We start from the raw sequence: 25,632 nt of genomic DNA on the forward strand, positions 1-25,632 counted from the left end.
CAATAAGCTTCAACAACTAGACGCCAGCGCTGGACGGTCGTGCTGGTGCACGCGGCTCCTGCCGGTCATTGTGGTCGCAGCGGCGCGGGGGACGGCCCAATCTGTGTCGAGGGCGATTGATTATACCAACGTGTAGTTCTTGCTTTCCAAAGGTGAGGGAAAGACTACGAGCTTCGTTGGGGCCAGCTTTACGCGCGCACAATTGCGGCGTTTGCCCACCGACGATACGCATGCCGAGCCGGGGAGATCCAACATTTGGCTGACAAGCATGCATGGCACCGTAGTTCACAAGAAGCTGAGGTTTGGCCCTTTTGAACTTTCGATTGGCGAGAGGGCGCTCCGGCGCGACGGTCGAGCGCTTTCCCTCGGGGATCGGGCGTTGGATATTTTGACCTATCTTGCCGACCGCCCAGGTGAGGTCATCGCGAAGCAGGAGCTGATGGATCACGTCTGGTCGGAGGTAACCGTTGAGGAGGGAAGCCTCCGGGTCCACGTGGCCGCAATCCGCAAGGCGCTTGGTGACGGCCAATTCGGTAATCGATACATCGCAAACATCAAGGGACGGGGCTATTCGTTCGTCGGCACCGTCGTTCCGCTCGCTGATGGCACGGAAAGCAGGAACGCCAAGTGCGCCCTCCAAGGCAGGCTCCCTGTCCGACCGATCGTGATGATTGGGCGAGAAGCGGTTGTCAGCGAGGTCAGCGAGAAGCTTCGAAATGCGCGATTCGTAACTCTTCTTGGCCCCGGCGGTATCGGTAAGACGACCATTGCCTTGGCTGTTGGCCGTGCCGCCGTCGCGGAGTTTGGTGGGGAAGTCCATTTTGTTGATCTGGAAAGCCTTACCGATCCGCGGCATGTTGCAGGCGCAGTCGCTACATCCCTAGGAATTGCGCTCACATCGAAAGATCCCGCTCTGGAACTGGTCGACTTCGTACACTCGCGGAAGCTTCTTATCATTCTCGATAACTGTGAGCACGTCATCGAGGCGGTCGCGCTGCTCGCCGAGCAACTCTACCGAGAATCGGAGCAGATATATCTCCTCACCACCAGTCGCGAATTGCTGAAGGTAGGCGGCGAGCATTGTTGGCGGGTTCTTCCCCTTGAATTTCCACCAGATGGCTCGGAGCAAAAGGCAAATGCTGTGCTTCGTTACCCGGCAGTACAGTTGCTCGCACGACGCGTAGCGGCGAGGGCGGGAAGCTTCATTCTCACCGATAAGGAGGCTCCGTTTGTCGCGGAAATGTGCCGCAAGCTGGATGGCATACCCTTGGCAATTGAACTGGCTGCGGGTCAGGTGGCCGCCCTCGGCCTCAAGAACGCCGTTGCTCGGCTAGAGTTGTTGAAATTGGCCCATCGATCGGCGGTTGCCAGACATCAGACGCTGAAGGCGACATTGGATTGGAGCTACAATCTGTTGTCGAACGAAGAGAGGATTGTTCTTCGACGCATTGCTCCTTTCGTCGGTCATTTCACCCTTGAGGGCGCGCGGTATGTCGCAGGCGAAATCGGCGCAGGCGCCGGCGGAATATTTGATGCGATCGCCGGTTTAGTTGAGAAGTCACTGATAGCAACTCGGTTCGACGAAACGCAGGCACAGTATCGGTTGCTGGGCACGACGCGAGCATATGCACTCGAAAAATTGGAGGAGCATGCCGAAGTCGACGTTGTCTTCCGCCGGCATGGGCAATACGTCGCTGGCTACCCTGAACCGCAAAGAGTTGCGCTGTTGGCAATTGAGTGTGCAGAAGCTGACAAGTCGTCGCACGTTCTTTCAAGCGGCGAGCCGCCTAGCCGTCTAAACCTGGTGCAGACGGGTTGTCGCGACGGGTGACAGTGGGCAGCCAACAGGTCGGCGCTTTCAAGTAGATGCATGCCCCACCCGGAAAACGCTCCAGCCGGAACAGTCATGGAGGTAACGAATGGCTGAAGCCTCCTGTAAGCGAGTCACGAATTGGTGACCGCGCGAGTGTGCAGGCCGTAACGAAAGTGATTACCGAGCAAGCCTTAACGTCAGGAGCCTTCATGACCGGGCTCTCGGGCTACGCATTCTCGTCGCTGCGGGAGGGCGGCATCGCCCTATCCCGGGGCTCTGGCAACGGCTTGACGCCGATCTTGGTTGTTGCTGCAGAAGAAGCCTCGCCCGGTTGCGTCGAGCGACTTGAGCACGAATATGCGCTCAGGTCCGAACTTGACGCCGAGTGGGCAGCGCGGCCGGTTGCACTTACGCACGATAGCGGCCGTATGACGCTGGTGCTTGAGGATCCCGGCGGAACGCCTCTCGATCAACTGCTTGGCCATCCACTGGATGTATCGCATTTCCTCCGCATCGCGATCCCGCTCGCGGGCACGCTCCGCCATGTGCACCAGCGTGGCCTCATCCATAAGGACATCAAGCCGGCAAATATCCTGGTGGAACTGGAAAGCAGCAGCGTGTGGTTGACGGGGTTCGGGATCGCTTCACGGGTGCCGCGTGAGCGCCAGGCGCCAGAGCCGCCGGAGACTATCACCGGCACACTCGCCTACATGGCGCCGGAGCAGACTGGCCGGATGAATCGCTCGGTCGACTCCCGAAGCGATCTGTACGCGCTGGGGGTCACCTTTTACGAGCTGTTGACCGGCGCGTTGCCCTTCACCGCCGCTGATCCGATCGAGTTGATCCACTGTCACATCGCGCGAGAGCCTGTCCCGCCGCACGAGCTTGCAAGCGCGCTGCCGGCTCCGCTCTCGATGATCGTCATGAAGCTTCTCGCGAAGACCGCCGAGGACCGCTACCAGACCGCAGCAGGAGTCGAGGCGGACCTCCGCAAGTGCCTCACCGCCTGGGAGTCGTTCGGGCGGATCGACCCGTTCCCGCTCGGCGTGCAGGATGCGTCGGACCGGCTGATGATCCCGGAGAAGCTGTACGGACGCGAGGGCGAGATCGCCACCCTGCTCGCGGCCTTCGATCGTGTCGTGAAGCATGGTGGTTCGGAACTCGTTCTGGTCTCTGGCTACTCGGGCATCGGCAAGTCGTCGGTTGTCAACGAACTGCACAAGGTCATCGTGCTGCCTCGCGGCATCTTCATTTCGGGAAAATTCGACCAGCGGCTCCGTGATACCCCCCACGCGACCCTTGCTCAGGCGTTTCAGGGATTGATTCAACAGCTGCTGAACGGCCACGCGGACGACATCGCTCGCTGGCGACGCGCGATCATGGAAGCTATCGGAAACCAGGGCCGTCTGCTGACCGACCTCATTCCCAACCTCGTTCGACTGATCGGCCCACAGCCGACCGTAGCGGTCCTCTCGCCGGTCGATGCCCAACTGCGGTTTCAGACTGTGTTCCAGCGGTTCGTCGGCGTGTTCGCCAGGGCGGAACACCCGCTGGTCTTTTTCGTCGATGACCTGCAATGGCTCGATCCGGCCACGCTGACACTCATCGAATATCTCCTCCTCCATCCGGACACGCGTCACCTGTTGCTCATCGGCGCCTATCGCGACAACGAGGTCGATCCGGCACATCCATTGATGCGCAAGCTGGAGGATCTGCGCCAGGCCGGCGCGAAAGTCGATCAGATCGTGCTCGGGCCGCTCTCGTTCGACGACATCAACCAATTGCTGAGTGACACGTTGCGGAGTGCGCCCGCCGAGATGCGGCCGTTCGGTGAACTGGTGCACAAGAGAAGCGGCGGCGGTAATCCCTTTTTCGCCGGACAGTTCCTCACCAGCCTTGCCGAAGAACGGCTGATCGAGTTCGATCCGTTCTCGCGGTCGTGGACATGGGATTTGGGCGCTATCGTCGACAACAAGAGGTTCAGCGACAATCCCGTGGACCTGATGATCGGCAGGTTGCGGCGTCTTGCTCCGGAGGCCCAGGAAGCGTTGAAGCTTCTCGCCTGCCTGGGCAATCACGCCGACTTTGCGACCTTGGCAAAGCTGTGCACCGACTCCGACGATGCGATGCACGCAAGTTTTCGCGACGCGGTTCGCGCCGGTGCCGCTGTCCCCCGCGACGGAAGCTACCGATTCTTCCATGATCGCGTTCAGGAGGCCGCGTATGCGCTTATTCCGGCGGAAGGTCGTGCCGAACTCCATCTGCGAATCGCACGTCTCCTTGTCGCGGAGACCGCGCAGGAGAGCATCGCGGAGAAGATTTACGACCTCGTCAACCAGCTGAACCTTGGCTCGGCGCTCATCTCCGAATGGCCCGAGAAGGTACGCGCCGCCGAACTCAATTTTGTTGCAGGCCGGAAGGCGAAAACCTCGACCGCCTATGCTGCGGCGTCCACTTACCTTGCAGCAGGCATCGCCATTCTGTCGGAAGAAGGCTGGCAAAGATCCTATGACCTGATGCTGAGTCTATTCCTGGAACGGGCGGAATGTGAGATCCTTGGCTCGAACCTGGAGCAGGCTACCGGACTCGTGGAAGTGCTACTCATCCAGGCACGGTCCAAGATTGATCATGCCGAGATCTGTCGTCTGCGTATCATGCTTCAATTGAGGCAAGGCAACTACGCCCCGGCGATCCACCTGGCGCTCGAATGCCTGCGAACGTTCGGCGTCGACCTGCCGGACTCGCCGACGCCAGAACAAGTGCGAGTAGAATACGAGGAGATGCGCGAGGCCCTCGGCGGGCGCCCGATCGAGAGCCTGATCGACCTGCCGATAATGGATGACCCTGAGATGCGGGCCGTTATGAAGCTCTGCAGCTCGATGGGCGAGCTGGCCTATCACGCCAACGGCGAACTGTTCCAGATGAATTGTTTAAGGATGGTCAAGCTGAGCTGTCGGCACGGAACAAGCGGGTACTCCGCGATCAACTACGCCGGGATCTCCATAGCTCTTGGTCCGGTGTTCCATCGCTTCGCAGACGGGGAGGCATTTGCACGGTTGGCGGTCGCAGTGGCCGAACGGTACGGGTTCACCGCACAAAAAGCGGGCGCGCATTTCCTCATGCAAATGGCGGTTCTGTGGACGCGTCCAATCGAAGACTCTCTGACCTGCCTCGAGGCCGCGGCTCGATCTGTCGCGGAAACCGGCGAAATGGTCTACGCCTGCTGGACCCGACAACATCGCCTCACCGATCTGATGTCGCGCGGCGATCCTCTCGACCAAGTGTGGCTCGAGTCGGTAGATGCCCTAGATTTCGTCCGCAAATACAGATTTGGTCAGTTAGTCATCTTGAGCATTCAGGGTTTCGTCCAAAATCTTCGCGGAGGAGCGGGAAGCGGTGCCCCCCTCGACGAGACGGCGCTGGAAGCGCGGGTGCTTCGGGGCGGCGTTCCAATCGTTGCCTGCTTTCATTGGATCCTGCAATTGCAGCGGCACTTCTTACTGGGCAACGCGGAGAGAGCCCTTGAGTTTGCCGCCAAGGCGAAGCCAGTACTCTGGTCAGCTCGTTTCAATCTTCAGTCGATGGATTACTGCTTTTATCATTCTCTTGCCATCGCCGCGGTCTTTCCAGCGTCTTCGCCGGAGAGACGAGCAGAGCTCCGTGGGGAGTTCATCGCACACCTGGGTTCGTTTCAGCGATGGGCTGAGAGTGGCCCGGCGACGTTCGCGCATAAGCATGCCTTGGTCTCGGCGGAATGGGCGCGGCTCGAAGGACGTGACATCGAGGCCATGCGGCTGTACGAGCAGGCAATCCGCTTGGCGGCTGAGCGCGGGTTCCTCCAGGATCAGGCGCTCGCCGGCGAATTGGCAGCTCGATTCTACCGCCTTCGCGGTCTCGAAAAGGTGGCAGATACTTTTTTTGACGAAGCCCGCGACTGCTATGTCCGCTGGGGCGCCTGGGCTAAGGTTGCTCAGCTCGACAAGACCCATCCCCGGATCCGACAACCGGCATCATTGGCCGCAAAGCCCACCATCGAGACCTCTGTCGAGCGATTGGATCTGGCTACGGTCATCAAGATGTCGGAAGCCGTGGCCGGCGAAATCGTCCTCGAGAGGTTAATCGAGACGTTGATGGCTATTGCGGTCGAGCATGCCGGGGCTGACCGCGGCCTCCTGATTCTCCCGCACGGCGACGAAAACCGGATCGAGGCGGTCGCGAGGAGCGGTCGCGATGGCGTCAGGGTCCATCTTCTCCGGACACCGGTAACTGCGTCTGAATTGCCCGGGCTGGTTCTTGAACAAGTCATCCGCACCGAGAGCCAAGTGATACTGGATGACGCCCGCGAGCAGAATGCGTTTTCCGAAGATGAATATATAGGGCGCAAGCAGGCACGATCGCTTCTCTGCCTGCCGTTGCTGAAACAGGCCGAGCTGATCGGCGTACTGTACCTCGAAAACAGTCTGGCATCGCATGTGTTCACGCCGGGGCGGATCGCGGTGCTGAAGCTGCTCGCCTCACAGGCGGCAATCGCGCTGGAGAACGCCCGGTTGTACAGCGACGTCGCAGAGCGCGAGTCGAAAATCAGGCGACTGGTCGATGCCAACATCATCGGGATTTTCATCTCGAGCCAGAAGGGTGAAATCATCGAAGCCAACGACGCATTCCTCAAGATGATGGGATACGACCGAGAGGATATCGTCGCCGGCAACATGCGCTTGGCCGACTTGACGCCGTCGGAATGGCGGGCCAGCGCCGCCCGCTCCCTAATGGGCACCGACAGGCCTGGCGCGGTTCAACCTTATGAAAAGGAGTATTTGCGCAAGGACGGCAGCCGCGTGCCCGTGCTGGTCGGCTCGGCCGCGTTCGACGAACAGCAAGATCATGGTGTTGCCTTCGTTCTTGATTTGACTGAGCGCAAACTCGTGGAGGCAGAAGCACGTGAAAGCGAGCGGCGCTACCGTGAAACGCAACTGGAGCTCGCGCACGCCAACCGCGTCGCGACGATGGGTCAACTGACATCATCAATCGCGCATGAAGTGAATCAGCCGATCGCGGCGGCAGTCACGTACGCGTCAGCCGCTCGGCGTTTCCTAAGCGCTAAGCCACCGAATGTTCGTGAGGTGGATGACGCGCTCTCTCTTATTGTCAAGGAGGGGAATCGCGCAGGCGAGGTCGTGGGGCGAATCCGCGCGCTCATCAAGAAGGCGCCCCCACGAAAAGACGCTGTAGCGATCAACGATGCGATCCTCGAGGTTGTTGCGCTCACCCGTACTGAGGCTGCAGACAACAAAGTCTCGGTGCGGACGCAGTTGGCGGAGGGCTTGCCGCATATCCGGGGAGATCGGGTCCAGCTGCAACAGGTACTCCTCAACCTGATCATCAATGCGATCGAAGCGATGCGCGACGTCGGCGAAGGGGAGCGGGAATTGCTTATCAGCAGCCGTAACGAACCGGATGGCGTGTCGGTCGAGGTGCGCGATTCGGGTCCAGGCCTTGCGCCGGCGGATCTTGAGCGGGTGTTCGAGGCGTTCTACACCACGAAGCTAGGCGGTTTGGGGCTCGGGTTGTCAATCTGCCGGTCGATCATCGAAGCGCATAATGGACAATTGTGGGCGAGTCCTAACGCGCCAGGTGGCGCTATCTTTCGCTTCAGTGCGCCGGCCCATCCGGCCGCCGCGTCGTGAGTGAATGCCGCTTCGGATCGATGGCGCGGCAGACGTCGAGTCTAGGAGACACCCTGTTCGCGCGTGGTGATGCCTCGTGCCCCACTGCACGCGAATGTCGATCAGGGAAGACAGTCGTTTAATAGCTCCGCACCTCGCCGAACACTTCCGCAAGCACGTACAACTCGGCACACGTCGTCAATTGCGGTCGGTTTCGATGGCCTCCGTACCGAAGGTGACGCATCAGGAAACGGCATTTGTTCAGGGCTTTGCGGTTACGAAATCGCTTCGGCTAGGCCTTTCTAACTCCAATACCGTCCTGCTCTACGCCGGCGACTCTGTCGGAGCCGAGTTCCGGACTGACGCCGATGCGACCCGCAGCGACATTGCCGAACAGGTCTTTCCCGGATCCGAAGTCAAACGGTCGCGCCGCCATGATGTCGATTACCAACAATTTCACGGTGGATGGCGCATGGATCGAGGAGGGCGAAGTCAACATTCCGGAAGCGAATGGCGAAGAACTCAACGTGCTCGCGCGGAAAATCGAGTCCGGGTTTCGCCATTCACTTTCTTACTCAAAATCTGAAGATCCTGAGGACCACGGTTCGTAGGTGACCAAAAGAACCCCGTCGTAACGGCGAAGCGTACAGTTCCCGCGCTTGGCCGAGAGGGTCTCCGGGGCTCCATGTCGCGTGGAAAGCTTTCGTGGGAGATGTTTTCGCGACAGGCGAGGAAAGTTGTCCTCGTGTCTCAGGTACCATTTTGGATTTCAGTGACCTGGCGGTGTTCTGAACTGTCGCGAGCTCAGGTTCGGCTGCAAGGTATAATATTCAACACTCAATCCGCGGCTGAGGAACTAACCTTCCATAACGTTGATTAACGAGCCAAAAGTCCCCCCCTACTGCACGTTCCTGTCGATCCGAAGCTTCGGATAGTTCGGCAAGGGAGTGACCATGGAAGGGTTTCAAGCCAGCGCATCAGAGTCTTCCTCTGCAACCGATCAAGAGTTTCACCTGATTGCTAACAGGGTGGCCAGGCTGGTCGAAACGGCAAGGCGAGAGTTGGGGCGTGACCAAAAGGCGGCCAAGGCGTCGCTGGTCACGGCATCGCACATCCTGCAAGCTGAGATCGAACGTTGTTCCGGCGCTAACGGCCCCTCGCGGGGCGGCCTAGCGGCCTGGCAAATCCTTCGCGTGCGCGCTTACATTGACGAAAACCTGCACTGTTCCATTCACATCCAGGATCTCAGTGCGGTCGCGCGTCGAAGCCCGGCGCACTTCTCCCGGAAATTCAAACTGGCTGTTGGCGAGTCGCCACACGCCTATGTGGTGAGAAGGCGTCTCGAAAAAGCCTGCCACCTGATGATCACCGGGGCGGCATCACTGAGTGAAATCGCCTTGAGTGTAGGCTTTTCGGACCAGTCACATCTATGCAGGCTCTTTAGACGGGTCTTTGGTCAAAGTCCGGCCAACTGGCGACGCGAGCGTGAAACGCCCGACCGGTCACCTCAGGGACCGGCATGGCCCAGAATATCCCATCAGCAATCAGCGCGATGACGGGCGAAAAAAGCTCTTAACTGCACGCAGGTCCTCAACCGACTTTATGTCGTCATTATACCAATGGGTCGACTTTCCCATCGGATTCGTACGCCGAATAAGCAATGATGTGGTCGCCGCGCCAGTCCGGAGTCGACCGCTGCAGTATCGGATGGTCGATCGTCTGCATCTCGGACATTCGCCGTCGACATTGCTGATGTCGTCGGCCCCGCCGTCGCGGCCTTTGGCTGTTCGAATTCCTGATGCCTGGCTTGGTTGCGCAGAAAACGTCGTTGGAGTTTTGATGTACGAGTTCGTCGCTGGTCAGGTTGTCGGAATCAACGGGCTGATTAACCTATCGAACATTGTGTTTCTCGTGGCGTTCTCGGTGCGAGACGTGCTTAAGCTGCGCATATTGGCGATCGTCGGTGAGGGGCTGACCTTGCCATATTACTATTTCCAGGACGAAAAACTGTGGCCGCCGATTATCTGGGGAGCTGCGTTCATGATCGTCAACGCGATTCGCATCGTGGCGATCGCTTTGGAGCGGCGGCCGGTGGTTCTCAGCGACAAAGAAGAGCAGCTCTACCGCGTCGCATTCAGCTCGATCGACAAGCGCGAATTCTTAAGGCTAGTCAGTCTTGCTCGGTGGGTGGACTGCTCGCCCGGGGAGATTATTCTCGAAAAAGGGCAGCACATATCCGAGGCCATCGTCGTCATTGCCGGGGACCTCGAAGCCATTATTAGCGGCAGCTCCAGAATGGCTCTTCGACCTGGTCAACTGATCGGGGATGTAAGCGCCTACAGCGGATTGGCCAGTCCGGTGGAAATAGTGGCTCTCGGTCCTAGCATTCTCGCAAAGTGGGACCTGCAGCACGTGCGCGAGTTCACTGCGAGCAGACCCGAACTCCGCGCCAACCTTCTGCGGATTGTAAGCATGGATCTTGCCGCCAAATTGCGCGATATCGCCAGTCCCAGCCTAGCTGCCGAGTAGCTTGTGCCGAAGTGGTTCGACGGCGGCGCGTAGGGGAGGGGAGCTATGTCAGACGACGGAGCATTGACGGGTCGCCAGCGATCGGCTGGCTATCTAGGTTCGCTGAATGGCGCGCTTTTGGAACGGGGCGCTTTCGCGCAAAGCGGCCGCCCGGCGTCGGCACCTTGGCGTGGCGTGGCCATTCCCGATTTTCGCAGCTGGCAGACTCGCCTACTGATGACGGCCGACCCTGTTGGCAGATCGTAAGCGTTCATTTCTGACACGTCGAATTAATTGACAACGGTTGCTGGCCGCCAGTTCCAGGGCAGAAGCTCGTTGAGCTGGCTCATGGGATGTCCGTTGGACATGCGCTCGAGCACGTCCTGGAGATAGGCGAAGGGCTCGACGTCGTTGAGCTTGGCGGTGGTAATGAGGGAACAGATGGTTGCCCAGCGGTCGGCGCCGCCGTCGGATCCGGCAAACAGGTGGTTTTTGCGGCCGAGCGTGATGGGACGGATTGCGCGCTCGACGGTGTTGGTGTCGAGTTCGACGCGGCCATCAACGAGGAAGCAGCAGAGAACCTCCCAGCGGCTTAAGGAGTAGCGGATAGCGTCGGCGAGGCTGCCGCGGGGCGGGATTTGAGCAAGCTGCCGCTCAAGCCAAGCCTTCATCGCTGTGACCAGAGGCAGCGATCTGGATTGACGCCGCTCCGTCGTGCATCGGCGGCATGGCCGCGGATGGCATTCTCGATCGCGTAGAACTCGGCGATGCGCCGCAGCGCTTCTGCCGCGACAGGCGAGCGGGTAGCCTGCTGCACCTCATAGAACTTGCGTCTGGCGTGAGCCCAACATCCTGCGAGCAGGATTCTGCCGCCATCGCTGAGCCGGTCGAAGCCGGGATACCCGTCGACCTGCACGATGCCGCTGAATCTGGCTAGGTGAGAGGCGGGGCGCTCGGCTTTGCGATCAGGGCTGTAAAGATAGACCGCAGCCGGCGGATCGGGCCCGTTCCAGGGCCGGTCGTCGCGGGCATAGACCCATAGCCGGCCGGTCTTCGTGCGGCCTCGGCCGGGATCGAGCACCGGGATCGGGGTGTCATCGGCGAACAGCTTCTGCGATGCGAAGACGTGCTCGGCGAGCCTCTTTTGCAGCGAGTCGAGCCACCAGCAGGCGCCGCCGACCCAGTTGGCAAGGGTCGACCGGTCGATCTCGACGCCCTGCCGGGCAAAGATCTGGCTTTGCCGGTAGAGCGGCAGATGATCGCAGTATTTGGAGACTAGGACATGGGCGAGCAGGGCGGGGGTCGCGAGGCCCTTGGCGACTGGCCGCTCCGGGGCGGGCGCCTGGTGGATGGTCGCGCAGGCCCGGCAGCCATAGCGGGGCCGGCAGATGCGGATGACCCGCAGCCGCGCCGGGACGTGGTCGAGCATCTCGCTCACGGTCTCGCCGATCACGTGTAGGGGGCCGCCGCAACAGGAACAGGCCTCGTGCTCGACATCGAACCGTCGGTCCTCGCGCGGCAGGTGCGCCGGCAGGCTCGGCCGCTCCTCCTGCGTCCTTGCAGTTTTGGTCCTGGCTGGTGGAAGTATGGCCTCAGCCCTTGCAAGATCGGCGCTGATATCCTCGAAGCCGAGCTGCAGCTGATCATCATCGAGCTGCTCCGCGCGCCGGCCGAATTGGCTGCGCTGCAGCTTCTTGATGATGAGATGGAGCCGTTCGATCTCGGCCTGCGCCTCGCTGAGGCTGGTGCGCTCGGCTGCGAGCGAGCGCACCAGATTCTGCAAGGTCTCCACATCATCCGGCAGGGTGGCGAGATTGATGCTCATGGCAGCAGAGGGTAGCTGACTCGTACCGTTCTCGCCGCTCTGCTTGCGTTAGAGAGTCAATCCGTCGCAGTGTCAGCCCGCTAGAGTCGGACGCCACCGCTGTTCCGGAGCACGCCAGTCCACGCCTTCGATCAGCAGCGACAACTGTGCTGACGTCAGGGACAGCGTCTCGTCCGGTTTGACGCTCGGCGGCCACACGAAGACACCGTGCTCGAGCCGTTTGGTGAACAGGCAGAACCCGGTGCCGTCCCAATAGATGATCTTGATCAGGTTGGCCCGGGTGCGCCCCCGGAACACGAACAGGTGGCCGGTGAACGGATCCTGCTGCAGCACGCCCTGCACCAGCATGGCGAGGCCGTCGATGCCTTTGCGCATGTCGATGAAGCCCAAGGCCAGATGCACCTTTACGTTCGGAGGAAGTAGCGTCGTCATGCCACGGTCTCCGCATCGGTGATCTCGACGGTGACAAATGCCGGAGGCGCCAGCTCTTGCTTCCATCGGCGCAGAACGCGGCCGTCGATACCGTAGCGGCGAGCGACCTCAGCGGCACTCGTTCCATCTTGCGCGACCTGATCGAGAATCTGACGCTTGTCCGCCTCACTGAACCGGCGCCGATGCCCCTCACGCGGTCGCGCAACGATGGGGCTTGCCGAGCGGGAGGAGGGATAAGTCCCCGGATTAAGGGGAGGACTAAAGGGCGGACTTAGCTGCGGACTAAAGGGAGGACTTAAGCCTCGACGGCGATAGAGCAGTTTGCGTTCCGGCGGTTGCGGCTCGGCTTTAAACACCGCTCGCCAGTTGCCGAACGCCTTCAGCGGAATGCACTCCGCTTCGCAATACTGCCGTTGGTTCAGGTCACTACGCTTCCACGCCTCATGGTGCGCACGCCAGAACGACTCGTCCTGGCGTCTCCACCTTCCGTCCTCGTCCGCCATCTCGTTCTCCTCATTTGCAAATCGAGAACGAGAACAGATCGTGCTTCCGTGCCGCAGGAAAAGTGTGCGAGAAATGGACGCTTACGCAATTGCGCAATTGCCTGACTTCAATTCCGTGATATGTCGGGAAGAGTCCCTGTTCCTTGAGTTATTTTCCCTGTTCGTCCATCTAGGGAAATACCTAAAAATCGCTGCGGCACAGCGATTTTCGGCGCCCATATTGTCTCCGCACCCCCAAAATTGCGAATTTCCCTGTAAAATTCCCTGTTCGCAGGGAATCCGCTTGGAGACTGGCGCGATCAGTACTGTGTCGCCAGCCATCCAGTGTAAGCTAACAGGCAAGTGCCTGGAAAAGCATGAGAATTGGTCTAAAATGGCCGATTTCTGTGGGCTGCATGGGTCTCCGTCACCTCGGCATCTAGGGTTTCTGGGACCAGACCGCCGAAAGTCTCCCGCCTTGTCCCGGAAGTTCCCATTTTGGGGAGCGACCGGGCGGAGACTAATTCGACCAAGACTGCGACCCGACCGTACCAGGAGTTCGAATCCTCCTCGCTCCGCCACTTCGCTCCGCCAGTTCGTACTTCCAAACGGAGAAAGGCTCGAAAACTCGCCGCTTTTGTTGCATTTTCCGGCGCGCCTAAGAACGCCGACCGCTCCAAAACTGAGTCCTCGAAGCTGCCAGAGAGTCCATTTTTCTCTGAATCTTTGAATGCCGCACATTGGTACGGTACGGCCTTCTACCGGAAACCAAGCGGTTCCTGAGGGGGATGGTTTGATCTTTCTCGCTCGACCAACACACTCAATTGCCCGTCGGGGTGCGTCATTCGAAATGCTGTCTTGCGGCACGGGCTTAGCCCAAATTTGGTTTGAAATTTTCCCTCTGGCTAACGCCGGAAAAAGCCATCCTGCCCGCTCCGCGATGAGCGCATAGGCAAGCCGAGCCCTCGCTTGGGGTCGAAATAAGAGATCAGTCCCGGTTACACCGGATGCAGTAGGAAAGCGCCGCCCTTGTGGGAGCCCCAGCATACCGGCTACTCGCCCTTAACGTAAATCCGGCCGCGCTGACCTAGATGATCCCGCGCTCGGCGGCCATGCGGAGCGCACTAACCTGCAGATAGAGGCGAGCCGCAAGGATTACTTGGTCACGATCCCGCACAGGATCGCCGAGCAGTCGATCGAAACGCGCCCTCCGCCAACGCTCCACACAGCTAAGCCGGCTTAGCACGGAAGGCCGCTGCTCGATATCGGTTCGGTCAGCTCTCCCGTCACGCTTCGCGCAGCTCCCGTTCGGGTTGTAACCCTATCCCCGTTCGCCACGCGTGTCTCGTTTGTACTGGTCGGGCAGGGCGCTGGGGTCGCTGGTTATCCGAAAGGGCACCTTGCGGTAGCCGCTCGCCCAAGGCACAACTATCCTTTTGACGGGTCGGGACGCATTGCCGATGCAGCAGCCGCTTTTTGACGCGATACCAATCACCTATCGAGGACTACTCGCCGATCAGCATCTCGTTGATGCGCAGCAATTCGGCAAGTCACTAATCGGCGTCACGAAGCTCGCCAACAGCATCTGCCACGAGCTTTTCCACGAAGAGATCACGCACGACCCGCGTTCGTATCAAATCCGCTTCTGCGTCGGCCCGAGCAAAACAAACGGTCTGATCCAAGAGATTTTCGCAGTCGTCACCTCGGGGCAGATGCCGGTCTACACGCCGATCCTGATGACGGTCGGCAAGAGACTGACCCAATTCGTCATTGAAGCCGTGATCGAAAAGGCGCTCGGCAAAAAGAAGAGCACAGACAACGCTGTCGATAAAATCCATTCGCTCGCGATGGAGCACGTCGAGTTCTCGCGGCAAGTATTGCAGGGCCAAATGCAGGACAAAGCCGCGCTATACAAGATCATCAACGCACTACACCGAGAAAACCGCGCATCGATCCGGCAAATCCCCGAGCCCGTTGGGCGCACGGTGCGCCTGCTACAGCGGCGACGATCGCGATGCGTCTGTGATCGACGAGCCGGCGGCAGAAGTGTTGCGGTCGACTGAGCAACTGAGTTTGGCGGAGCCCGTCACCTATGACGTGAGAATCCACGGCGTTTTCAAAACCAATGGTGCATGCCGCATCGAGATTTTAGAGCAGAACAGAATCGTGCCCGGCAAGATCGCCGATGCGGTGCTCGATGAGCCCCACAACGTCTACACGAAGGCGCTCGACGAAGGCGCGACCCTTCGTGTCACCGCACAGCCCACAATGAAAGACGGCAAGTTGCATCGCCTGTTCATCACCGGGGCGAAGGTCGCTCCGAGGCGTCGCGCGACGAAAGCAAAGGCGAAGTGAAGGCCAACGCTGTCAACTTACGTTAAGAAGGCTTTGCACATGCCCGGCGCAACACCGAAGAGAACGCGACGCAAGGCTAGCGTCGTCCTCATACGCGCGTCCCAGGTTGAGGTCCGCAAATGACCGTGGCTTGTAAGGCCAAAAGTGGACTTCCGGCCCGCCACTACTTTTTGATTGTCCAGTATCAGAATTCGTTCTCACAAGACGGCGGGCACTGGTCTGTTTTCACCGTGAGTAGCCGGTCTTGGGTGGCCCAGTTTGTTCTGGCTTTGGCCGATTCATTAACTTTTTTGAAAGTGAGCAAAAAGGAACAGCAAGGGAGCTTCTAAGGCCTCAAGCTGACACCATCACCGCACGGCTTTCGGCATTCATCGGTGATGAGAACGCCATCACGCGCTCCCGCCCTTCCTATAATGGAATGGAGCAGCCCCGATGCAGCGACGCCGTATCAAACAGGCCATACCCTTCGAAGCACGCCTGACCCAAGAAGCCGCGCGCCTGCGACAAGCAGCGAAAGGCACTCCACTCGGGATCGAACGAGAGAGAATGATCCGCCAGGCACGGCAGGCTGAGACCGCCTCTCACATCAGCCAGTGGCTTTCCTCGCCGGGATTGCGCGCGCCGACGTAAGCGGCACTGATCCGACAACCGTCGCGCCACGCGCTTATTCGCCAGTGAAAGAGTCTACACGATGCAGGGCAGCGATCAGTGGACCGAGTTAGTTTCATGCCCGAACTGTGGAATGACAGGGGCTGCCCGTCTTTCGAAGGCCAAAAAGGGAGCCTTCGATTTTAGGGTGGAGGCCATTCCTGCGGGCTTTAAAATGAGTCGCTTGGAATTCTGTAACACCTTCTTCTGTGGGGCATGCGATCAACCGGCGCATTCCCACAAAACAAAGCAATAAGGCCACCCCAGTTGGTGGCCTTATTGTTCATGCGATGCCATGTCGCCTCTTGGCCCTTTTGGGACATGCCGGGCCGCTCTGACGATGCCGCAGACGAGGAGCTTGTCTGCGTGCTTGGTCCGTTGCCGGAGTTGAGCTATCCAATGTTCCTTCTTGCGCAACGGGGAGCTATATCCTCCGTCGAGAGTTTGGCAGTCTATGGTACGGGAATTGCCCCGAGACTGTGCGAGCGCTGCTCTACTCCTGTGCTAGGAATTGATCCAAATCTATCCGAAGGTCCTTGGCCGTGTCGCCGCTTATCGCGAGACGAAACACGCCGTCTTCAGTCGAAATTTGCAGGACGCCGGCGAGTGGACTAGTGGAGGACTTGCGAACACTTGTATCCAAAACATTCAATGGAACGTCCGCGCGAACATAGCCCTGAATCGGTTTGCTCATTGAATTGTCCTTTGTTCTGCGCCCGCCAAAAACTGATCGGGCCAGGTCGGAAGACTATCATCAAAACGCCGGCCGCCCTGATCGGGGAAGCGTGAGCTCAGTTCTCTTCGCCCACAGCCGGGAACGAGGCGGGCTCCAGGCCATGTTCATTCGCGACAGAAAAACTTGCCTTCAGGGCGGAGAGCTGAAGTTGGGACGCGGCCCGCGCACGCAGCATCTTCTGATAGATCTTGACGTAGTGCGAAGCCATCCGCGCTGCGGAGAATCGCTCTTCGAAGCGAAGACGTATGGCTATCCGGTCCAACCCCAGCAATTCCGGAATCGCGCGCACGGCTTCGTCGACGTCCGAGACGATTCTGCCAGTTAGGCGGTCTTCGACGATTTCCGGCACTGATCCGCAACGGAAAGCCAGGACCGGCGTGCCACAGGCCATCGCCTCAATCATCACCAGGCCGAAAGGCTCAGGCCAGTCGATCGGGAAAAGAAGCCCGGCGGCTCGGCCGAGGAATTCACTTTTAGTGTTGTCATTAATCTCACCGATGAACTCGATCCCGCCGCCGTCGAGCATTGGCGCGATGAAATCCCGGAAGTATGCTTCGTCAGCCTTGTCGACTTTGGCGGCGATCTTCAGCGGAAGACGCGCGGCGCGGGCAATCTGGATGGCTCGGTCTGGCCTTTTCTCCGGCGAGATTCGCCCAAGAAAGGCCAGGTACCCGCCATGCCCGTCGAAGCGGGGAGTATGCAGGTTGAGCGGCAGCCCGTGGTAGACAGTGCCAACGAAGTTTGCGCCCGGAAGTGGCGTGCGCTGCGCGTTCGAGATTGAGGCTAGAGCCATGTGTGAAAATCGCCGGTAGAACGGCATGTGATCGGCGAGGTCCTGTCTGCCGTGGAGCGTCGTGAGCGCGCGATTGCTTTCAGACTGGAACAGCGGAAAGTGCAAATAGTCGACGTGAAAATGCAGAATGTCAAAATCGTCGACGCGCTCGCGCACCTTGTCCAGCATGATCATGTGATGGGGAAGTGCGTCACGGACGGAGGAATCGAGGCGTAGCGCGCGAGGCGTGCAGGGAACGAGTTCGGCGGAAGTGATAGAATCTTCGCTCGCGAACAGCGTCACGTCATGCCCCTGCCGTACCAGCTCCTCGGTCAGATAAGCAACGACCCGCTCAGTCCCTCCGTAGAGCCGCGGCGGCACACTTTCAAAAAGCGGAGCAATTTGCGCAATTTTCATATGTAACTCCGCCCGTATGTTCCGGCCGTTCCCCAGGCCGGGCCGCGGGGCCGCCGTGTTATTGCTGGGCCACCGCGTTGGGTGTGGTCGGCAGCACTAACCACTATTGAACTTGAAGGGAGCGGCCCGGTTCCAACGGGATTTTGGCACGTTTCGCCGGCCGCGGAGTGAGCAAAACAGCTCAGACTCCCGCTCAAGAGGCGCGCTTACTTGGTTGCTGGGGCAAATGTCGAACCAAAAGGCGTCGCGTAAACCGAGGAGTTAGCATGGGTGGCATCCTTCCATTCGTATTCGCCGGGGCATTTGAGCCCAGCGATGTTGAGGCGATGTCCTTGGCCTGTGAGGAAATCTGCGCCGCCCTTCACATCAATGGAGACGCCGGAGCTCGCGAGACGATCGCGGCGAGAGTTATCGAGCTTGGCCGGCGCGGCGAACGCTGCCCAACGGCCTTGCGCGACCGGGTGCTTGCGGAAGAGAACGCCAAGACCTGATTGCCAATGGGATCGGCGTCGTCTTAGTCACGCCCATCACGTAAATGACGAGCCACGCGGCAATTCGGGGTTTGCCGGGACTGATCTCCGTCGGACGAGACGATACATAGCCTCAAAGGTCAGCACGCTCCAGCGAGATGGCCTTCGGAACGTTGCTCCGCACAATTTGTTGTCGTCTGTCCAACTATCTTATGGTCGACCAATAATCCATTGGAGTTGTCAGATGAGTAAGCGCAAGTCGGCAATGGCGTCAAAGCAGGCTCGCGGCCCGAGAACAGCAGCAAAAGCCCAACGGGCCGCCCAAGCTATTGTCAGAAGCCCGAAAGCGAGTGTTCCGCGCTCCGCTAGCGCAGATTCGACCGAACCGCCACCAAAGCGTCATGAGGACCCACAACAAGTAGACGTCCTCTCTGATGATCCGCAGCTTCTTGTTAAGAATCCGGACCCGGCCTTACAAGATGGCTTCAATCAGATGACGGAGGACGATTCAAAGAGAGAGATTGATTTCTTTTCCTCAGCCCACACAAACATACGAGCTTATCAAGCGATTCTAATGGAAATGACACAAGCCAACATGCAATTTGCTTTTGAGTTCGCGCAAAGGCTTGCGACGATTAGGGCGCCCCTTGAACTTCCCAGTCTAGTTGCAGACTTCACAAGCAAGCGGATCGCCATGTTCCGGAAGCATTCGACTGAGATCGTTGAATTGAGTACCAAGCGATGGACCTCCTAAAGTTTTGGCGCTCGATTTTGGCGGCCAAAAGATTTGTGATCTCGCGTTTAGCGGCACTCCTATTAATTCCGACCTCTCTGTGCGAGTGAACTTCTTCAGCTTCCCTGGCGATGGAAGCACGAGCATGGGATCGTTCAGCTAACTCGCGAGCGATCAATCCTCCATGCGCGGTCGCTTCGGCACGGCGAAAAGTTGTACGCAGCGCCTTCCCGGCCTGATCAGCCACCCTTCTAGCCGTCTTCCAGACTGCGAGCGATTCGACCTTATCCATCATAGCTCGCCAATACCGATATCCCCACGCAAATGATGGGATCGACAGCAGCTTCTTTTTATTCAACTGAAACAGCCGTTCCACGAGGGTAAGCTTCAAGACTTCCGCCACAATAAAAGTGACAGCTCCTGCGAAAAAATGCCCGGTCCCGATCAAGTAGCCGCTCAAAGGTTTTGCCGGCTCAAGGATGATGATCGGTACCACAAAAAGGACAAGCGAAGGATACGGCGGCAACGAAGCAACCCAAAGCCGCGCGCGTTGCAGCAGCCTCTGTCTGGCCATCCAAACGGTGATCGGCCGTGTGACATAGGAAAAGACGGCGTCCGCGACGAAGTAGACGAACGCGACCATGAAAATCGGTGTGTTCCACGCGCGGGGCATGACACCTCCGGCGGGTCAAAGCGGGCCTGGAGGATGTGTTCCTGGAAGCCGGCTAGAAAATTGGGAACCGGGCGCAAGTCCTTGGGGGCTCGAACGAAGCCACCAAACAGACCATCGCGCGCAGTAGGCACTTAGCAGTCGTTCCGTCACGTTAAACGGCGCCAAGCCCCGGCTTCCCCTTCGACCCGCAGCTCTAGCGACAAATTGTGCATGGGACGGAGAGGCGGCCGCTCCGACGGTCATTCCCTTGGTTGCAGGGACCGTACTTCGAGCGTCGTCGGGGGCACTAGAAAACTCGGTCATCGTGGCCTCCTCCAGGAATGAGGATGGTCATTCTCAATCGGGCAACCTTCCAAAACTGTCGGCTTGTGATCACGCAATTGCGCAGCGCTAAAACAAGCAGACAGACCAAAGAGCAGGTGTACAGCGGTGCGAGGTGAATGCAGTCGCTGAAGACGGCACGCGCTGGAAGACTTCAAAGCTGCAATTTAAGCGCATCTATCAGGCAAACGCCGTTTCTCTGTTCGTGGTTGCATGATTGCAGGTCCCAAGTTCTTGGCTGGCCATTCGTTCTTCAGTAAATACGGAAAAGTTGATCAGCCGTGCAGGGCCGAATGCTATGGAAATGGCGACGTCGGCGGCATCGCGGCCTCGCGCAATGACAATGCGACCAATTCGTGGGTGATTGTGCCGAGCGTCGAAGGTGTACCAGCGTCCGCCGAGATAGACTTCAAACCAGGCGCTGAAGTCCATTGGAGCTGGATCTTTTGGCACGCCGATGTCGCCGAGATAGCCGGTGCAATATCGAGCGGGAATGTTCATGCACCGACAAAGCGCGATCGCTAGATGGGCGAAATCTCGGCATACGCCCCTGCACTCTTCATGACCTTCCGCCGCCGTCCGATCGCAACGAGCGTGGTGATATCCGAACTCCAGCCGATCATGGACATAATCACAGATGGCTTGAACCCGTTGCCGGCCACTAGCGATGTTACCGAATTGGGACCAAGCAAAACTGCTGAGTTTCTGCGTATCGCAATAGCGGCTGCCGAGCACATACATCAACGTGTCATCTGGGAGATGATCTACTCCGATTTGCGGCGCATCAGGCGCGAGATCATCCGGTCGTCCGCTGTCTGAAATGATGAAGCGGTTGTGGATCTCAACGAGGCCAGCCGGAGCCCTTAAACGGGTACACACGTTGCCAAAACTGTCCCGATAATTGCGATAAGTAACGTTAGGGGAAAAGCGAATTTTGTGTTCGGTCAGCAAGTCACGGTGCCTGGAAGGGTGGATGCTGAGCATGAGCACCATCGGCACGTCTCGATCGCAGTTGAAAGCTAAGTCGTAGCCAGCCTCGATTTCCATGATCCTTGCCTCGTTACATTCGTGCAGGCATTAAAACGGCCAAAGGCTCCAGGTTCCCGTTCTTAGACGGTGAAAATAAAGGCAAACGAACTGACTTCCCGGTGGTAGAAGCTGAGTTAGAGTGCGGTAGGCGGCGCGCTCATATGACCATATTCACTATCCACCACACGACGATATACCGTTATCAGAATCCCGCTCGACCGGGTCAGCATCAACTTCTGTTTCGGCCTCGGGACAGCTTCGATCAGCGATTGCTTAGCTTCAGGCTCGCCGTTTCACCTGAGGCGGTCGAAACGCGATGGATCCACGACGCCTTTGGGAATTGCGTGACACTCCTCGATTTTGACAGCAAAACGACGTTGCTGCGCTTCGAGACTGAGATCCGCGTTGATCACACACCTGAGAAGGCGCCGGACTTTCGCATCGAGGACTATGCAAGAACGCACCCCTTTGACTACGACGAAGAAGAGCTACCCGATCTTCTCCCCTATATACGTCGTCACCATGCGGATGCGGCCATCGACGCGTGGCTGGACAGGTTTGTAACCCGAACGGCGCCGCTCTCTACGGGAAAGCTCCTGATGACCTTGAATGAGGCCGTGGCGCAGAGCTTTTCCTATAAGCGCCGATCCTCTCGCGGAACGCAAGCACCGTCCGAAACCATCATGAGGCAGGAAGGCACTTGCCGAGACTTTGCGCTTCTCATGATGGAAGCGGCTCGCAGTCTTGGTTTCGCGGCTCGCTTCGTAACTGGCTATGTCTATGTACCCGACCGGGACGGCCCTCTGCGCCTCGGAGGCGGCTCAACACACGCCTGGTGTCAGATCTACGTGCCGGGTCGGGTTGGGTCGAGTTCGATCCCACAAACGGCATTGTAGGCAATCGCGATCTTATTAGGGTCGGGGTGTCCCGGACGCCTGCGCAAGCAGTCCCACTTTCAGGAAGCTTTTGGGGCGACGCTGAGGACGAGTTGGGAATGGAGGTCTCCGTGAATGTCAAGACTGGCTGATGGCCCAGGCTCTTACATCTCGCCTATCCCCCGGACAGATCAGCGACAAATCGTCAAACGAAACGAGCACCGCCTTTCGGGCGAAGCTCGGGAAATCTAGCAATCTGTAGACACTACTGAGATTTCAACGGACTAACGCCCCGCCTGTGCTTGGAACCAGTGATCTTAATGAGCGTTTAGTTAGGTTTTAGATTGCTGATCGGTCCAAGAAATAACCTAGCAAGAGACTTATAATTGAGCGCTTTTACACAAGATGCTGGACCAGATGTGCACCAGCTGATTAGGCAATTGCAGGCGCGCGAAGCGGAGCTAGCCCTCATCCACCAGATTGCTGGCGTTGGCGGAGTTGAGGTCGACCTTCGGGATGGCTTCAGAAATCGCCGGTCGCCCGAATATTTAGAGATCCACGGCCTGCCGCCGACGGCGGCCAATGAATCTCACGAGGATTGGGTGGCGCGAATCCATCCCGAGGATCGAACTCACGCCGAAGGCCAATTTCTCGATGCTTTGGCGGGTACGGCCCTGGATTACTCGGCCGAGTACCGCATCATTCGGCCTAGCGATGGTCAGACCCGCTGGGTCCGCGTTGCCGCTCAAATAGACCGTGACGCCGAAGGTCGGCCCATCCGCCTGATTGGTGCGCATTTCGACGTGACTGACGCGAAATTCGCGGAACAGGCGCTTCGGGAGAGCGAAGAGCGGTTTCGAACAATCGCCAATAGCGCGCCGATTCCGATGTGGGTCACTAAACTCGATGGCCAACGCTCATTCGTCAATCAGGCCTATACGGAATTCTTTGAGTTAAGCTACGCGGAGGCGTTGAGGTTCGATTGGCGCTCTCGGGTGCACCCGGAAGATGCCGCGCGGATCCTGAAGGCTGAGCAGCTGCGAACCCTTGTGCCGGCGAGCCCTATTTTACCCAAAGACTTATTCGCGATCGAGATTAGGATCTTGCGAACCAATGGGGATTGGAGATGGATCAAGGCGGTGTCTCAGCCCCGGTTCGATGAACACGGACAACATGTCGGCTTTATCGGCGTGGCACACGACATCACCGCGGCAAAGCAGGCCGAGATTGAGCTTCGCGCATCCGAAGAGCGTTTCCGGCTTATGGTGGAGAACGCGCCCGTGATGATTTGGATGAGCGACGCGAACGGGAAGTGCATTCATCTCAATCAAATGCTGCGTGAGTTCTGGGGCGTTTCCGAACAGAACGTCCACGAATTCGATTGGGTGGATACATTGCACCCGGAGGACCGCGGGGCCGTGGTTGGGGTCTCCTCCGCTCTCAAGAAGCGCTGCAGCTTCGAGCTGAAGGCCCGTTACCTCGATACGAAAGGCCGCTATCGCATGCTCGATACGCGTGCTCATCCCCGCTTTTCAGCGTCAGGCGAGTTCGTGGGAATGATTGGAGCAAACGTCGACGTCACTGAGCGCGACGAGGCTGAAAGGGCCCGTGACCTGCTTGTCGACGAGCTCAACCACCGGGTCAAGAACACGCTTTCGATTGTCCAGGCCATCGCGCACCAGACATTTAGGAAGAATGCCGATCCGGTCGAGGCGCGACATGCGTTTGAGGGGCGGCTGATTGCACTTGGGCAGGCACACGATCTGCTCACGGAAAAAAATTGGGAGAACGCCTCGCTGGGACAACTCGCCGAGGTCACGCTTGATACCAAGGGGGCAAACGCGGATCTGATATCGATCACCGGACCAAGTGTCTTGCTGGCGCCTAAACAGGCTGTTTCAATAGCGATGGCGTTGCACGAGTTGTGTACGAACGCGCGGAAGTACGGCGCGCTGTCCGAGGATGAGGGGCGCGTGCGGCTCGACTGGAGTAAGGCCGATGATGCGCGGGCACCACTGTGCATCGTTTGGCGGGAAAGCGGCGGCCCCCCGGTCTCTCCACCGGCTCGTCGCGGCTTTGGCTCTACGCTGCTCGAACGTACCCTCGCTCATGATCTTGACGGGGAGGTGAGCGTCGAGTTTGAGCCCGAAGGGCTGCTCTGTCGGATAGCGCTCCCTCTCGATAGCTCAGTTGTGGGAATTCGAAGCTAGATTGTCCTCTGCCGACCAGGCGATGGTGACGGGCTCAAGTCGCGTGAACGAAGTTGCTCCTGAAGTCGCTTCCTTCGGTCAATGGCCGAGTTATTCCATAACAACAGATAGACGAAAACGCTTGCCTTATGCTCCTGCGGCAAATCCGATCCGCCCGACGCCAGGCAATTTGAGCGCTGGACGCCGCAAGTCGAAACCGACGACTGCGCCGAAGAAGTTGATTTCGAAGCCCTCAACCCAGCCAATCGTGATGCCAATATAGCCAGCAAGCGTGGCGTACAGTCCAGTTCCTGAGGCGGTCAAGCCAGCCCAGCTTCCCCGATACGGAAAGTCTTTTCCGATGGCCGTCGGTGGAAGGACGGCATTGAGTTCGGGAACGGCATTAAGCGCTGCCTGAACGAACGTGTTCGAGTTCGGTCCCGGCCATGCGCTGTAGTCGCCGTAGGCGCGGAATTTGTAATCTTCGATGACTTGGCGGACCTTGGGAATGAGGTGTTCGGCCTTTTCACCATCAAGGGCCACGACAACCGTTGGATCGGCGCCAAACCAGCGACCATCCGCCGCAAAGCCATTGACGCGGATAGGCTCGCCCCATGCAGTGTAATCATATCGGTTGTAATTGTTGGCACCGGCTTCCTTGACCACGATCCAGGTATGGACTGCGAATATGCCGCGCCACCGCACGGTCCGTGCAGCAAATACCCGGATCAACGCTTCGGGATGGGAAGGCGCCGGGGGCAGAAGACCAGCGCTTGAACGATCCGCCGTTTGCCAATTGCCTCGCGTGTCGGCGAACCAATAGTAACGCCCGGCAGATATTCCGATCGGCACAAATACCAACAGTAAGAAAGCGATCACGGATCTTCTCAAACTCGCATGCCCACCAGCAGCTGCCCACCGCAATATAGTTCCACTTTTTGACCTTGCCAGCTGAGTGCCTGTATCTTCCGCAGATCGCGCAAAGTCGCGGGATTTCGCCGTAGAGGACGCCTTTCAGAGTGCTTGGCGCGAGGAAGGCCAGCCGCAGTCGCCACGGATGACCTTGAGATGGAGACCTACCGCGACGGCCAGATCCTCGACCGACGCGAAACGCCCGCTTGCGAGGTCCCGCTGCCAAGCGTGCACCCGAGCCAAAGACTGAAGCACCTTCTGATCTGACTCCTTTGCGGATGAGCCTGGAACAATGTGTGTGCTATCGGCCGGCCGCTTGGTCCAGGGTACGTTGATCGCCACGATCGACGAAGGAGGTTTCGGGTCGCTGACCCCGGCTCCTGAGGGTTGCATTGCGCGCCAAGCTTTGCGGCTCAATGGCTCGCCCCACGGCTGGCCAAGTTTTTCGCGGCCGAACCACACTCGAAGTGCGGCTGGCTGCCAATACCGAATACGCCCGCTTCACAAACGACGATTTCGATCTCGACATCGTTTACGGTCAGCCGCGTGGAGAGGGGGTCGATGTGATACCGCTCGGCGAAGAAACTGCCACTCCGCTTTGTACCCCTGAGATCGGTAAAAAGATCCGCAAGCCAAAGGATATTTTAGGCCAAGTACTACGGTAATCCGCTCGGATGTGAAGCAAGTGCAGTGGCATCAATGGTTCACTGCGAACGGACTCGAGTCGCCGGCCATTCACGGAATGCGTTTCGATCGAAGCTTTCTCACTGGGTCACGTC

General features: G+C 58.7%; 17 protein-coding genes and 4 pseudogenes. 13 read left to right on the top strand and 8 right to left on the bottom strand.

All coding sequences use genetic code 11. The features are described 5' to 3' along the window. The first annotated feature begins 379 nt into the window (after nt 1-379). From G6P99_RS13130 to G6P99_RS13150, 5 genes are all read left to right on the top strand, one after another. Nucleotides 380-1,831, top strand: a complete 1,452-nt coding sequence (locus tag G6P99_RS13130; protein ID WP_165128385.1) for an ATP-binding protein — start codon at nt 380-382, stop codon at nt 1,829-1,831. A gap of 191 nt (nt 1,832-2,022) precedes the next feature. After that, nucleotides 2,023-7,497 (top strand): trifunctional serine/threonine-protein kinase/ATP-binding protein/sensor histidine kinase, encoded by a 5,475-nt coding sequence (locus G6P99_RS13135; RefSeq protein ID WP_165128387.1) that lies wholly within the window; start codon nt 2,023-2,025, stop codon nt 7,495-7,497. A 347-nt stretch (nt 7,498-7,844) separates the two neighbouring features. Next, entirely contained in the window at nt 7,845-8,087 is a 243-nt protein-coding gene (locus G6P99_RS13140; RefSeq protein WP_165128389.1) for a hypothetical protein, read from the top strand. Between the two features lie 342 nt (nt 8,088-8,429). Continuing rightward, nucleotides 8,430-9,032 (top strand): helix-turn-helix domain-containing protein, encoded by a 603-nt coding sequence (locus tag G6P99_RS13145; RefSeq protein WP_165128391.1) that lies wholly within the window; start codon nt 8,430-8,432, stop codon nt 9,030-9,032. A 151-nt stretch (nt 9,033-9,183) separates the two neighbouring features. Continuing rightward, a complete protein-coding gene (locus G6P99_RS13150) occupies nt 9,184-10,005 on the top strand; it encodes a cyclic nucleotide-binding domain-containing protein (protein WP_165128393.1) in 822 nt (273 codons plus the stop codon). Between the two features lie 269 nt (nt 10,006-10,274). On the opposite strand, the pseudogene tnpC reads toward G6P99_RS13150, so the two are convergent. From tnpC to tnpA, 3 genes and pseudogenes are all read right to left on the bottom strand, one after another. After that, nucleotides 10,275-11,809: pseudogene (tnpC, locus tag G6P99_RS13155) on the bottom strand (IS66 family transposase). Nucleotides 11,810-11,881: 72 nt separating this feature from the next. Next, nucleotides 11,882-12,241, bottom strand: a complete 360-nt coding sequence (tnpB, locus tag G6P99_RS13160; RefSeq protein WP_029084721.1) for an IS66 family insertion sequence element accessory protein TnpB — start codon at nt 12,239-12,241, stop codon at nt 11,882-11,884. After that, the gene (gene tnpA / locus G6P99_RS13165; protein WP_035978196.1) at nt 12,238-12,744 is read right to left on the bottom strand and encodes an IS66 family insertion sequence element accessory protein TnpA; all 507 of its coding nucleotides are present in this window, start codon (nt 12,742-12,744) and stop codon (nt 12,238-12,240) included. Before tnpA ends, tnpB begins: the two co-directional genes overlap by 4 nt. A 1,439-nt stretch (nt 12,745-14,183) precedes the next feature. Here tnpA and G6P99_RS13170 point away from each other — a divergent pair. Together G6P99_RS13170 and G6P99_RS13175 are read left to right on the top strand one after the other, a co-directional pair. After that, on the top strand, nt 14,184-14,786 hold the full coding sequence (locus tag G6P99_RS13170) for a hypothetical protein (protein WP_165128395.1): 603 nt from the start codon (nt 14,184-14,186) through the stop codon (nt 14,784-14,786). Continuing rightward, nucleotides 14,746-15,078, top strand: a complete 333-nt coding sequence (locus G6P99_RS13175) for a hypothetical protein (protein ID WP_165128397.1) — start codon at nt 14,746-14,748, stop codon at nt 15,076-15,078. The genes G6P99_RS13170 and G6P99_RS13175 overlap by 41 nt, the downstream gene beginning before the upstream one ends. A gap of 1,141 nt (nt 15,079-16,219) precedes the next feature. On the opposite strand, the gene G6P99_RS13180 is transcribed toward G6P99_RS13175, so the two are convergent. Both G6P99_RS13180 and G6P99_RS13185 read right to left on the bottom strand, forming a co-directional pair. Further along, nucleotides 16,220-16,420, bottom strand: coding sequence for a hypothetical protein (locus G6P99_RS13180; RefSeq protein WP_029085168.1), 201 nt, complete (start codon nt 16,418-16,420; stop codon nt 16,220-16,222). A gap of 97 nt (nt 16,421-16,517) precedes the next feature. Next, nucleotides 16,518-17,651 (bottom strand): glycosyltransferase family 4 protein, encoded by a 1,134-nt coding sequence (locus G6P99_RS13185; RefSeq protein WP_165128399.1) that lies wholly within the window; start codon nt 17,649-17,651, stop codon nt 16,518-16,520. 266 nt (nt 17,652-17,917) lie between these two features. On the opposite strand from G6P99_RS13185, the gene G6P99_RS13190 reads away from it, so the two are divergent. Both G6P99_RS13190 and G6P99_RS13195 read left to right on the top strand, forming a co-directional pair. Beyond that, complete coding sequence (locus G6P99_RS13190) at nt 17,918-18,142, top strand: hypothetical protein (protein WP_029085167.1); 225 nt, start codon at nt 17,918-17,920, stop codon at nt 18,140-18,142. Nucleotides 18,143-18,365: 223 nt separating this feature from the next. Then, entirely contained in the window at nt 18,366-18,875 is a 510-nt protein-coding gene (locus G6P99_RS13195) for a hypothetical protein (RefSeq protein ID WP_029085166.1), read from the top strand. Here the strand turns inward: G6P99_RS13195 and G6P99_RS13200 are convergent. Both G6P99_RS13200 and G6P99_RS13205 read right to left on the bottom strand, forming a co-directional pair. Then, a complete protein-coding gene (locus G6P99_RS13200) occupies nt 18,796-19,527 on the bottom strand; it encodes a hypothetical protein (protein ID WP_165128401.1) in 732 nt (243 codons plus the stop codon). The genes G6P99_RS13195 and G6P99_RS13200 overlap by 80 nt on opposite strands. A 501-nt stretch (nt 19,528-20,028) precedes the next feature. Beyond that, entirely contained in the window at nt 20,029-20,895 is an 867-nt protein-coding gene (locus tag G6P99_RS13205) for a transglutaminase-like domain-containing protein (protein WP_165128403.1), read from the bottom strand. A gap of 143 nt (nt 20,896-21,038) precedes the next feature. On the opposite strand from G6P99_RS13205, the pseudogene G6P99_RS13210 reads away from it, so the two are divergent. The 3 genes and pseudogenes from G6P99_RS13210 (at nt 21,039) to G6P99_RS47640 (ending at nt 23,962) form a co-directional block, all read left to right on the top strand. Next, nucleotides 21,039-21,904: pseudogene (locus G6P99_RS13210) on the top strand (transglutaminase family protein). A 285-nt stretch (nt 21,905-22,189) separates the two neighbouring features. Continuing rightward, nucleotides 22,190-22,990, top strand: a pseudogene (locus tag G6P99_RS47635) (PAS domain-containing protein); the annotation flags it as partial. A gap of 54 nt (nt 22,991-23,044) precedes the next feature. Beyond that, complete coding sequence (locus G6P99_RS47640; RefSeq protein WP_246709866.1) at nt 23,045-23,962, top strand: sensor histidine kinase; 918 nt, start codon at nt 23,045-23,047, stop codon at nt 23,960-23,962. Nucleotides 23,963-24,088: 126 nt separating this feature from the next. On the opposite strand, the gene G6P99_RS13220 is transcribed toward G6P99_RS47640, so the two are convergent. Continuing rightward, nucleotides 24,089-24,820 (bottom strand): DUF3750 domain-containing protein, encoded by a 732-nt coding sequence (locus G6P99_RS13220; protein WP_165128407.1) that lies wholly within the window; start codon nt 24,818-24,820, stop codon nt 24,089-24,091. 420 nt (nt 24,821-25,240) lie between these two features. Here G6P99_RS13220 and G6P99_RS13225 point away from each other — a divergent pair. Further along, nucleotides 25,241-25,619 (top strand): annotated as a pseudogene (locus tag G6P99_RS13225) (LysR substrate-binding domain-containing protein); the annotation flags it as partial. Nucleotides 25,620-25,632 lie beyond the last annotated feature (13 nt).

The sequence above is a fragment of the Bradyrhizobium sp. 6(2017) genome (genome assembly GCF_011058295.2).
GTDB lineage: Bacteria > Pseudomonadota > Alphaproteobacteria > Rhizobiales > Xanthobacteraceae > Bradyrhizobium > Bradyrhizobium septentrionale.

What these genes read in the sequence shown, in the direction of transcription:
- G6P99_RS13195 (WP_029085166.1), top strand. Translation starts at nt 18,366, where the DNA reads ATGAGTAAGCGCAAGTCGGCAATGGCGTCAAAGCAGGCTCGCGGCCCG.
- G6P99_RS13180 (WP_029085168.1), bottom strand. Translation starts at nt 16,420, where the DNA reads ATGAGCAAACCGATTCAGGGCTATGTTCGCGCGGACGTTCCATTGAAT.
- tnpA (WP_035978196.1), bottom strand. Translation starts at nt 12,744, where the DNA reads ATGGCGGACGAGGACGGAAGGTGGAGACGCCAGGACGAGTCGTTCTGG.
- G6P99_RS47640 (WP_246709866.1), top strand. Translation starts at nt 23,045, where the DNA reads ATGAGCGACGCGAACGGGAAGTGCATTCATCTCAATCAAATGCTGCGT.
- G6P99_RS13200 (WP_165128401.1), bottom strand. Translation starts at nt 19,527, where the DNA reads ATGCCCCGCGCGTGGAACACACCGATTTTCATGGTCGCGTTCGTCTAC.
- G6P99_RS13190 (WP_029085167.1), top strand. Translation starts at nt 17,918, where the DNA reads ATGGGTGGCATCCTTCCATTCGTATTCGCCGGGGCATTTGAGCCCAGC.
- G6P99_RS13205 (WP_165128403.1), bottom strand. Translation starts at nt 20,895, where the DNA reads ATGGAAATCGAGGCTGGCTACGACTTAGCTTTCAACTGCGATCGAGAC.
- G6P99_RS13170 (WP_165128395.1), top strand. Translation starts at nt 14,184, where the DNA reads ATGCAGCAGCCGCTTTTTGACGCGATACCAATCACCTATCGAGGACTA.
- G6P99_RS13185 (WP_165128399.1), bottom strand. Translation starts at nt 17,651, where the DNA reads ATGAAAATTGCGCAAATTGCTCCGCTTTTTGAAAGTGTGCCGCCGCGG.
- tnpB (WP_029084721.1), bottom strand. Translation starts at nt 12,241, where the DNA reads ATGACGACGCTACTTCCTCCGAACGTAAAGGTGCATCTGGCCTTGGGC.
- G6P99_RS13145 (WP_165128391.1), top strand. Translation starts at nt 8,430, where the DNA reads ATGGAAGGGTTTCAAGCCAGCGCATCAGAGTCTTCCTCTGCAACCGAT.
- G6P99_RS13150 (WP_165128393.1), top strand. Translation starts at nt 9,184, where the DNA reads ATGGTCGATCGTCTGCATCTCGGACATTCGCCGTCGACATTGCTGATG.
- G6P99_RS13135 (WP_165128387.1), top strand. Translation starts at nt 2,023, where the DNA reads ATGACCGGGCTCTCGGGCTACGCATTCTCGTCGCTGCGGGAGGGCGGC.
- G6P99_RS13140 (WP_165128389.1), top strand. Translation starts at nt 7,845, where the DNA reads ATGCGACCCGCAGCGACATTGCCGAACAGGTCTTTCCCGGATCCGAAG.